The sequence below is a fragment of the Vibrio sinaloensis DSM 21326 genome (assembly GCF_000189275.1).
In the GTDB taxonomy this organism is placed as follows: Bacteria; Pseudomonadota; Gammaproteobacteria; order Enterobacterales; family Vibrionaceae; genus Vibrio; species Vibrio sinaloensis.
In genome coordinates this window covers 1-9,145 of sequence record NZ_AEVT01000009.1, presented here as the reverse complement: position 1 = coordinate 9,145, position 9,145 = coordinate 1, and the positions used below count along the sequence as shown (strand labels likewise).

Sequence of the window (9,145 nt, the reverse complement as noted above, 5' to 3'; positions counted from 1 at the left end):
TTTTTGTTCTTTTGCTCTATCAATACTCAACAATCGACAGTGGCCAACCAATGTCGCTTTGGCGGTTCGCTTCAATTTCAAGCTCTGCGGCAGTTAACGGATTGGCTTGTAACCATTCGGATTTCAGCGTCAAAGTGAGTTTGTCATCGTGAGAGCTCAAATTGATTATCGGCTCTAGCTCAGGATTACGGCGATGGGTGAGTAACACAGCCAAACGCAATAAACGTAAGACACGTTTAGCGCTGGTGCTGGATAGAGCGTGTTGCTCAGGCAGCGAGGTTAATTGTTCGCGGTAACGACGAGCAATCTCACCAAGAAGGTGTTTTTGCGCGCGTGTATAGCCTGGTAAATCAAGGTGCTGAAGTAGATAAGCGCTGTGTTCACCGCCTTTTTTAAAGTCGATGGTTAAGCCAATTTCATGTAGCTTAGCCGCTGCTTCAAGTAGCACAACCCCTTGCTCTTCACTGATCCATTCCGGCTGACATTCAGCAAGCAGTTTATTGGCCATACTCGCGACTTGTTCACCATAGAGTGCATCAATTTGATAGCGGCTTTGTACGCTACAAATGGTACGTGCACGGATATCATCTTGCTTGAGCTCGTCCACCATCTCATACACCAGGCCTTCACGCAGTGCGCCACCTGCTAAGGTCATTGAGTCGATTTCTAATAGCTCAAAAATCGCAATCAGGATAGATAGACCGCTAGGGAATACTAAGGCTCTTTCAAGCGTTAACCCCTCAATCTCAAGCTCTTCAAGGTGATCTGCTCGCATCGCTTGCTTTTGCAGACGTTTAAGCTTGGCATGAGTAATCACCTCATCCATCCCTTGTGCGAGCATGATTTCCTGCAGTGCTTGCACTGTGCCAGATGCCCCGACACACACATCCCAACCAATCTCTGTATACTGCTCTAAGATAGGTTGGAGCGTCTCCTTCGCAGCTTGAATGGCATTATTGAAGTTGGTTACCGTAAGCTGGCGGTCTTTAAAGTGGCGCTCTAGCCAAGTGACACAACCCATTTTTAGGCTGGTTAACGCTTTGGCTTCAAAGCCTTCGCCGATGATTAATTCGGTACTTGCGCCACCAATATCCACCACTAAACGGCGACCGCTGCCACCGGAGGTGTGGGCGACACCTTTATAGATGGTCGCTGCTTCTTCTTCACCAGAGATGACATCGATCTTTTGACCGAGAATCTGGTTAGCTTTGTCGAGAAAAATATCCACATTGGTCGCGGTACGCAATGTCGCCGTACCGACAATGCGGATGTTTTCTGGTGGAATATCTTGTAGTCGTTCGGCAAACAAACTCAGGCAGTCCCACCCGCGTTGCATGGCTTCTAGGCTTAGCGCGTTATTCTCGTCTAAACCCGCTGCAAGGCGAACTTTGCGTTTGATTTTCGCCATAGTCTGAACGCTGCCATCAATGTGACGCACAACGAGCATATGAAAACTGTTCGACCCGAGGTCGATGGCTGCGTAAAGCGGAGATGAAACTGCTTGGCTCATAGACGACTTAAGAATCCTTTTGTTGACGTTGGCGAGAGCGATTGTTGTTGCGACGATTACCTGAACGCGAACCACCTGTGTTGGTGCGACGCTGCTGCGGACGGTTAGAACGCATGCGAATTGGTGCTGGTAAATCTTCAATCAGCGCGCTAGGGTCGTAATCAGACACTGGAATCGCGTGCTCTATGTACTCTTCGATCGGTGGTAGATTGATCGCGTAATCTTCACAAGCAAAGCTGATTGAATGACCACTCGCGCCAGCACGACCAGTACGACCGATGCGGTGTACATAATCTTCGCAATCGTCTGGAAGATCGAAGTTAAATACGTGCGTCACTTGTGGGATGTGAAGGCCACGTGCTGCAACATCCGTTGCCACGAGCAGGTCAACGTCGCCTTTAGTGAATTGCTCAAGAATGCGCTCGCGCTTCTTCTGCGGTACATCTCCCGTCAATAAGCCCACGCGGTGGCCATCAGCAGCTAGGTGACCCCAAACTGACTCACACTTGTGTTTGGTGTTGGCAAAAATGATCGCGCGATCCGGCCACTCTTCTTCGATAAGAGTTTGCAGTAGCGCCATCTTATGTTCGTTTGACGGGTAGAACAGTTCTTCTTGAATGCGGTGACCCGTTTTCACTTCTGGCTCAACAACGACATGCTCTGGGTTGTGCATGTGTTCGAATGCAAGCTCTTGAACGCGGTAAGACAGTGTTGCAGAGAACAGCATGTTCAAACGCTCTTTCGGTTCTGGCATACGACGGAACAAGAAACGGATGTCTTTAATAAAGCCAAGATCGAACATACGGTCGGCTTCATCAAGAACTACAGCTTGAATGTGGTTGAGGTTAAATACGCGTTGCTTGTAGAAGTCGATAATACGGCCAGTAGTACCAATCAGTACGTCAACGCCTTCTTCTAGCTTAGCAAGTTGCTTTTCATATGGTTCACCGCCGTAAGCAAGGGCTGCTTTAATGCCTGTGCTTGCGATTAGCGGCTCAGCATCATTAAAGATCTGAATCGCCAACTCACGAGTGGGTGCCATGATGATAGCGCGTGGCTGTGTTGGTTTACGACCTTCATGTTCAGGTGTATTCAACAAATGGTTAAAAGTAGCAGTTAGGAAAGCCAGGGTTTTACCTGTACCTGTTTGAGCCTGACCTGCAATGTCTTGGCCGGTGAGCAGTACCGGCAACGCCAAAGCTTGGATTGGGGTACAAAACTCGAACCCTTTTTTGTCCAAACCTTCAATAACTTGGGGGTGTAATCCCAAATCGGCGAACTTTTGCTCTGTGATATGCGTCTTTTTCATGGCTATAGAATATCAGCTTAAGCTTGCAATACGAAAGTAAATACATTCCAATAGGGCATCTATTTACTGGTTATCATGCAACCAGTTCAGAAAAACACATTGGAGTGGAAGATGAGTGATAAGATTTTGCAGCTGACTGATGACGGTTTTGATAACGATGTAATCAATGCTGCAGGCCCTGTTCTTGTTGATTTTTGGGCAGAGTGGTGTGGTCCTTGTAAGATGATTGCCCCTATTCTGGACGAAATCGCAGATGAGTACGAAGGCAAACTCACTATCGGTAAACTGAATATCGACCAAAACGCAGGTACACCACCTAAGTTTGGTATCCGCGGTATTCCTACATTACTTCTATTTAAAGACGGTAGTGTAGCAGCGACAAAAGTAGGCGCGCTGTCAAAGACTCAACTGAAAGAGTTCCTAGACGCTAACCTTTAATTGTCAGATAAGACCGTGCATAGAAACAGTGCACGGTTTTGTTTTTGAACACCAACAAAATCTAGACTAGGCTACTATTTAGTGCTAGTTTATCGCACGTTAATTAAACAAGTTCTCTTCTTGGTCGATCCTGTGACCAAATCCATCTTAACCAAATAACAGATCCTTATTTTGACTAAACAAGCATCAACCACTATGAATCTAACAGAACTGAAGAACAGACCTGTGTCTGATCTTGTTAAACTTGGCGAAAGCTTAGGTCTAGAGAACCTAGCGCGTCTAAGAAAGCAAGATATTATCTTCGCAATCCTAAAAGCGCATGCTAAGAGCGGCGAAGACATTTTCGGCGACGGGGTTCTAGAAATTCTGCAAGACGGCTTTGGTTTCTTGCGTAGTGCAGACAGCTCTTATTTAGCGGGCCCGGACGACATCTACGTGTCACCGAGTCAGATCCGTCGTTTCAACCTACGTACGGGTGACTCAATCGCTGGTAAGATTCGTCCACCTAAAGATGGCGAACGCTACTTTGCGCTACTGAAAGTCAATACAGTTAACGATGATAAGCCGGATAACGCGCGTAACAAGATTCTATTTGAAAACTTGACGCCGCTGCACGCGAATGAGCGTATGGTGATGGAGCGTGGTAATGGTTCGACAGAAGATATCACAGCACGTGTTTTGGATTTGGCTTCACCAATTGGTAAAGGTCAACGTGGTCTGATTGTTGCTCCGCCAAAAGCGGGTAAAACGATGCTGCTGCAAAACATTGCGCAAAGCATCGCTTACAATCACCCTGAGTGTGAGCTAATGGTACTTCTTATCGATGAACGTCCGGAAGAAGTAACCGAGATGCAGCGCCTAGTTAAAGGTGAAGTGGTTGCGTCAACGTTTGATGAGCCAGCTTCTCGTCACGTACAAGTGGCTGAGATGGTTATTGAGAAAGCGAAACGTCTTGTTGAACACAAAAAAGACGTTGTCATCCTGCTTGACTCGATCACTCGTCTAGCACGTGCATACAACACAGTGGTACCTTCATCAGGCAAAGTACTGACTGGTGGTGTGGATGCAAACGCACTACATCGTCCAAAGCGTTTCTTCGGTGCGGCGCGTAACGTAGAAGAAGGCGGTAGCCTAACTATCCTAGCAACAGCGCTAGTAGATACTGGTTCTAAGATGGATGAAGTTATCTACGAAGAATTTAAAGGTACAGGTAACATGGAAATTCACCTGAACCGTAAGATTGCCGAGAAGCGCGTCTTCCCAGCAATTGACTTCAACCGTTCTGGTACTCGTCGTGAAGAGCTACTGACGAAGAACGATGAGCTGCAGAAGATGTGGATTCTGCGTAAGATTGTTCACCCAATGGGTGAAATCGACGCAATGGAATTCTTAATCGACAAGCTAGCGATGACGAAGACCAATGATGAGTTCTTCGACGCTATGCGTCGTCAATAATTGCGCTTGATCTGAGTTTGAAACGCCACCGCTTATGTCGGTGGCGTTTTTGTTTGCAAAGCATAGTGATAACAAGCACAATGGAATGAGATGTTACAAGGAGGTTAACATGCAACAAGGAATGTTGTCGTCGGTACTCCTATCCGCATTACTTATGGGAGCACCAGCTGTCTCTGCGACAGAGATGGCTCCTGCACGAGTAGAAATGCTCTTAGAAGATGAGCAAATTCATCAAAAGGTCGCCCAGTTACTTCAATACGCGATTGAAGATAATATTGATTCATTAACGTTCGCTTTAGAGCGACTCTCATTACCCCAACAAGAAGTTGCTCGTTATTTGTTGCTTAGCAAAATTGAACAGCAACACATCATTCTTACCCCGAAGATGGCTCTGTTTATAGAGCAGCAAAAAGCGATGGTACCCACGTATCAAGTGCTGGAAAGAGGAGAGGGGTATGAATTCTCTGTACCTGCGTTTAACTATCCAGCCATCGCTAGCCGTTTACTAAAGCAGTGGCATCAAGATCAATCGACGCTCTCTTTTGTATTGCAAGCGGAGAGAGGGGAGCTGGACCTCAAAGCTTGGCTTTCTGGCAACGACTATCAGGTGCAGGCTCGTGAGTCACTATTGATTCGCGAATTAGACAGTCTATCGCCTGAGGCCGTGCATGGTTTGAGTAAACAATTGACAGAAGAAGCGATAGTCAGCTGGCTGCCTTCCTCTCAAGTCATGGTTCGTTTAGCTCAAGTGAGTGAAGATGCGGAAGTGTATAAGCTGGTGTGGTTAATGCGAGCAGATTTTAATAGTCAGCAGGAATTGCATCGCCTAGCGCAAGTGGGGGATGACTTTTCTATCCAACAAATCATGTCTGCTTCTCAGAATCCCAGTTTAAAGCAGGATGCTTTCAAAGCCTTGACGCGTATTCGTCCCATGTCTGACCAAACCAAAGCGTTTCTCATCGAGCGAATGGCACTTAAAGATGATGCTCCAATTGTGGCTCAAGAGTTGGCCCGACAAGGCTATACCTCATGGCTGGAAGAACTCGCAAGTCACAATCAAAAAGTTCGTAGCCGAGCGATTCTCAACGCTTTGTCACAATAGTCAGAGTAGAAAAATAACCACATTAAAAAGAGGGATCGGTTGATCCCTCTTTTTGTTATACTGCCTGCAGATTAATCAGCTCACGACTAGGCTTATGAGTTTTAAGGACTTACGCGATTTTATCGCTCATCTCGAGAAAGAAGGGAAGCTAAAACGCATCTCTCACCCTGTTGACCCAGATTATGAAATGACAGAAATAAGTGATCGTACGCTTAGAGCGGGTGGTCCTGCTTTGTTATTTGAAAACCCAATTGGCTATAACGTTCCTGTGCTGACCAATCTTTTTGGTACGCCTGAGCGAGTGGCGATTGGCATGGGCCGCCATGACGTGAAAGAGCTTCGAGAAGTCGGTAAATTACTTGCTTACTTGAAGGAACCAGAGCCGCCGAAAGGATTCAAAGATGCGTTAGATAAATTGCCGGTCTTTAAACAGGTACTCAATATGCCGGCCAAGAGATTACGCAAAGCACCTTGCCAAGAAGTGGTTTGGCAGGGAGAGGAAGTCGATCTGGATAAAATCCCGGTGATGAGTTGTTGGTCCGGAGACGTCGCGCCATTGTTAACTTGGGGCCTGACGGTTACGAAAGGGCCAAACAAGAAGCGACAGAATCTAGGTATTTATCGTCAGCAAAAGATTGCAAAAAACAAAATCATTATGCGTTGGCTTGCCCACCGTGGTGGAGCGTTGGATCTGCGTGATTGGATGGAAACTCACCCAGGAGAGCCTTTCCCGGTATCTGTTGCTTTTGGGGCTGATCCAGCAACGATTCTCGGTGCAGTAACACCTGTCCCCGATACGTTGTCAGAGTATGCATTTGCAGGTTTGCTTCGTGGCAGTAAGACGGAAGTGGTTAAGTCGGTGAGTAATAACCTAGAAGTGCCCGCCAGTGCAGAAATTGTAATGGAAGGGTACATTGATCCGAACGAATTTGCCGATGAAGGTCCGTATGGCGATCACACGGGTTACTACAATGAGAAAGAGAAACACCATGTGTTTACCATTACTCATGTCACTATGCGCAAAGATCCAATCTATCACAGTACCTATACTGGGCGCCCACCAGATGAACCTGCGGTGTTGGGTGTAGCACTCAACGAAGTGTTTGTCCCGATTCTGCAAAAGCAGTTCCCTGAAATAGAAGATTTCTATCTGCCGCCAGAAGGGTGCTCTTATCGAATGGCCGTCGTGACGATGAAGAAACAATACCCGGGTCATGCCAAGCGTGTGATGATGGGAGTGTGGTCTTTCTTACGTCAGTTCATGTATACCAAGTTTGTCATTGTGTGTGATGAGAAGGTCGACGCACGTAATTGGGATGATGTCGTCAAAGCGATGACCGAAAACATGGATCCGATGCGAGATAGCTTGTTCATTAACCATACCCCAATCGATTCATTAGACTTTGCTTCGCCTGTTGTGGGGCTTGGTTCTAAGATGGGGCTGGATGCAACGATTAAGTGGGATGCAGAGCTGGTGGGATCAGAGCCTTCTCAAGCGCAGTACTCTCCACTGAGTGAATCTGAACTGAACACGTTTGTTGAGCAAAACCCCGAAATCATTGATATCTACCTACCATCGAGCGCGGTAAACAACAGTTTTGCCGTAGTTACAATGAATAAACAACATGCGGGTCAATCTCAGCAGTTGGCAGACAAAGTCGAACAGTTCTTATCTCACCGGGGTGAGCCGAAGTTTATTGTCTTGTGTGACGCGGATGTCGATGCTAAAGACTGGAATGATATTATCTGGGCGATTACAACTCGAATGGACCCAGAGCGAGATACCAAACAAGTGACGTCTTCCGTTGGTCTACCTTCGCGGTTAGTTCTTGATGCGACTAATAAAGTCGAAGGTAAAGAAGTAACACGTGAATGGGGCACACCAATTGAGAAAGATCCGCAACTTGTTGCGAAAGTCGATGCGTTCTGGGATAAGTTGGGTATCCTATGAGCAATAAAGTCATCTTGCAGCCAGCAAACATAGAATTTGAGGTGCAAGATGGACAAACGGTGTTGGAAGCGGCGCTCAACAATAATATTCGTTTCCCTCATCGCTGCCAGGTTGGTGCATGTGCTGCCTGTTTATGTCGTAAACTAGAAGGGGAAGTCTCTTATCACCTTGAACCAATGCTGACAGAAAAAGAGCAGCAACAAGGATGGATATTTGCTTGCCAAGCCTTCGCAGAAAGTAAATTAGTGCTTACTTTAGAAGAGTAAGTAAGAGGAAATCATGACTATTCAATGTAAAGTAAAGTCGATTCAGCCGTTGGCTTGCAATACTTACCAAATCTTATTACATCCAGAAAGCCCTGTAGACTTTAAAGCTGGTCAGTACCTTATGGTGGTGATGGGCGAAAAAGACAAGCGCCCATTCTCCATTGCTAGTAGCCCATGCCGTCATGAAGGTGAACTAGAACTTCATATCGGTGCCGCTGAGCAGAACGCTTATGCTCATGAGGTCGTTGAAGCAATGCAAAATGCTTTAAAAGAGGGGGGTGACATCACAATCGATGCTCCTCACGGTGAAGCTTGGGTAAAAGAGGAGAGCGACCGCCCTCTACTACTTATCGCTGGTGGAACAGGTTTTAGCTATGTTCGCTCTATTTTAGATCATTGTATTGCTCAGAAGCTCGAAAATGAAATTCACCTTTACTGGGGTGGTCGTGATGATTGCCAGCTATACGCAAAAGAAGAGTTAGCTGAAATTGCCGCTCAGAATCAAAACGTACACTTCATTCCAGTTGTGGAGCAAGCACCTAATGATTGGCAAGGCAAAGTAGGTAACGTACTAGAAGCGATTAATGAAGATTTCGATTCATTAGCGGAGTATGACATCTATATTGCTGGCCGCTTTGAAATGGCAGGGGCTGCCCGAGAGCAGTTTACTCAGAATAAAGGTGCACAAAGCGACAGAATGTTCGCTGACGCATACGCTTTTATCTAAACTAGCGTTCAAACCGACGAAAAAGAGAGCGATTAGCTCTCTTTTTTTATGCTTTTGGATATAAATTCAACGAACGGTTACTTTTTTCATTTTTATTTGAAAAAGAGGTTGCGCTCAATCGAGAACTGCCTATAATGCGCATCCACTGACACGGCAGACGCCATAAGGCCTCAGCGAAAATCAGTAGAGCCAACAAGCAGTTATTTGAAACCAAATGGTTTGAAATAAAAAATTCAAAAAAGTGTTTGACACTTGAGAATGAAACGCTAGAATGGCTGCCTCTTCCGAAGTGATGTGAGTCACAAAGAAGAATAGCTCTTTAACAATATAAACCTATCAATCTGTGTGGGCACTCGTTGATGATAATCCAAATAGTTTCTTCGGAAA

The 9,145-nt window shown here is 46.1% G+C and carries 8 protein-coding genes; 6 read left to right on the top strand and 2 right to left on the bottom strand.

Going from position 1 to position 9,145, the window contains the following annotated elements:
- Positions 1–19: 19 nt before the first annotated feature.
- Complete coding sequence (gppA, locus tag RH45_RS02280) at positions 20–1,510, bottom strand: guanosine-5'-triphosphate,3'-diphosphate diphosphatase (RefSeq protein ID WP_008073356.1); 1,491 nt, start codon at positions 1,508–1,510, stop codon at positions 20–22.
- 7 nt (positions 1,511–1,517) lie between these two features.
- Positions 1,518–2,819, bottom strand: coding sequence for an ATP-dependent RNA helicase RhlB (gene rhlB, locus RH45_RS02275; RefSeq protein ID WP_008073354.1), 1,302 nt, complete (start codon positions 2,817–2,819; stop codon positions 1,518–1,520).
- 111 nt (positions 2,820–2,930) lie between these two features.
- On the opposite strand from rhlB, the gene trxA reads away from it, so the two are divergent.
- The 6 genes from trxA to fre all read left to right on the top strand — a co-directional run bounded on the left by trxA (position 2,931) and on the right by fre (position 8,758).
- Positions 2,931–3,257, top strand: a complete 327-nt coding sequence (trxA, locus tag RH45_RS02270; RefSeq protein ID WP_008073352.1) for a thioredoxin TrxA — start codon at positions 2,931–2,933, stop codon at positions 3,255–3,257.
- Positions 3,258–3,452: 195 nt separating this feature from the next.
- Positions 3,453–4,712, top strand: a complete 1,260-nt coding sequence (rho, locus tag RH45_RS02265; protein ID WP_005475035.1) for a transcription termination factor Rho — start codon at positions 3,453–3,455, stop codon at positions 4,710–4,712.
- Positions 4,713–4,821: 109 nt separating this feature from the next.
- A complete protein-coding gene (locus RH45_RS02260) occupies positions 4,822–5,814 on the top strand; it encodes a hypothetical protein (RefSeq protein ID WP_008073351.1) in 993 nt (330 codons plus the stop codon).
- 94 nt (positions 5,815–5,908) lie between these two features.
- Complete coding sequence (ubiD, locus tag RH45_RS02255) at positions 5,909–7,765, top strand: 4-hydroxy-3-polyprenylbenzoate decarboxylase (RefSeq protein ID WP_008073350.1); 1,857 nt, start codon at positions 5,909–5,911, stop codon at positions 7,763–7,765.
- Positions 7,762–8,031 (top strand): 2Fe-2S iron-sulfur cluster-binding protein, encoded by a 270-nt coding sequence (locus RH45_RS02250; protein WP_008073349.1) that lies wholly within the window; start codon positions 7,762–7,764, stop codon positions 8,029–8,031. Before ubiD ends, RH45_RS02250 begins: the two co-directional genes overlap by 4 nt.
- A gap of 13 nt (positions 8,032–8,044) precedes the next feature.
- Entirely contained in the window at positions 8,045–8,758 is a 714-nt protein-coding gene (gene fre, locus RH45_RS02245; protein ID WP_008073348.1) for an NAD(P)H-flavin reductase, read from the top strand.
- The last annotated feature ends 387 nt before the right edge of the window (positions 8,759–9,145 follow it).

Coding starts and splice junctions, on each gene's coding strand:
- gppA (WP_008073356.1), bottom strand. CDS start 1,510: ATGAGCCAAGCAGTTTCATCTCCGCTTTACGCAGCCATCGACCTCGGG.
- rhlB (WP_008073354.1), bottom strand. CDS start 2,819: ATGAAAAAGACGCATATCACAGAGCAAAAGTTCGCCGATTTGGGATTA.
- trxA (WP_008073352.1), top strand. CDS start 2,931: ATGAGTGATAAGATTTTGCAGCTGACTGATGACGGTTTTGATAACGAT.
- rho (WP_005475035.1), top strand. CDS start 3,453: ATGAATCTAACAGAACTGAAGAACAGACCTGTGTCTGATCTTGTTAAA.
- RH45_RS02260 (WP_008073351.1), top strand. CDS start 4,822: ATGCAACAAGGAATGTTGTCGTCGGTACTCCTATCCGCATTACTTATG.
- ubiD (WP_008073350.1), top strand. CDS start 5,909: ATGAGTTTTAAGGACTTACGCGATTTTATCGCTCATCTCGAGAAAGAA.
- RH45_RS02250 (WP_008073349.1), top strand. CDS start 7,762: ATGAGCAATAAAGTCATCTTGCAGCCAGCAAACATAGAATTTGAGGTG.
- fre (WP_008073348.1), top strand. CDS start 8,045: ATGACTATTCAATGTAAAGTAAAGTCGATTCAGCCGTTGGCTTGCAAT.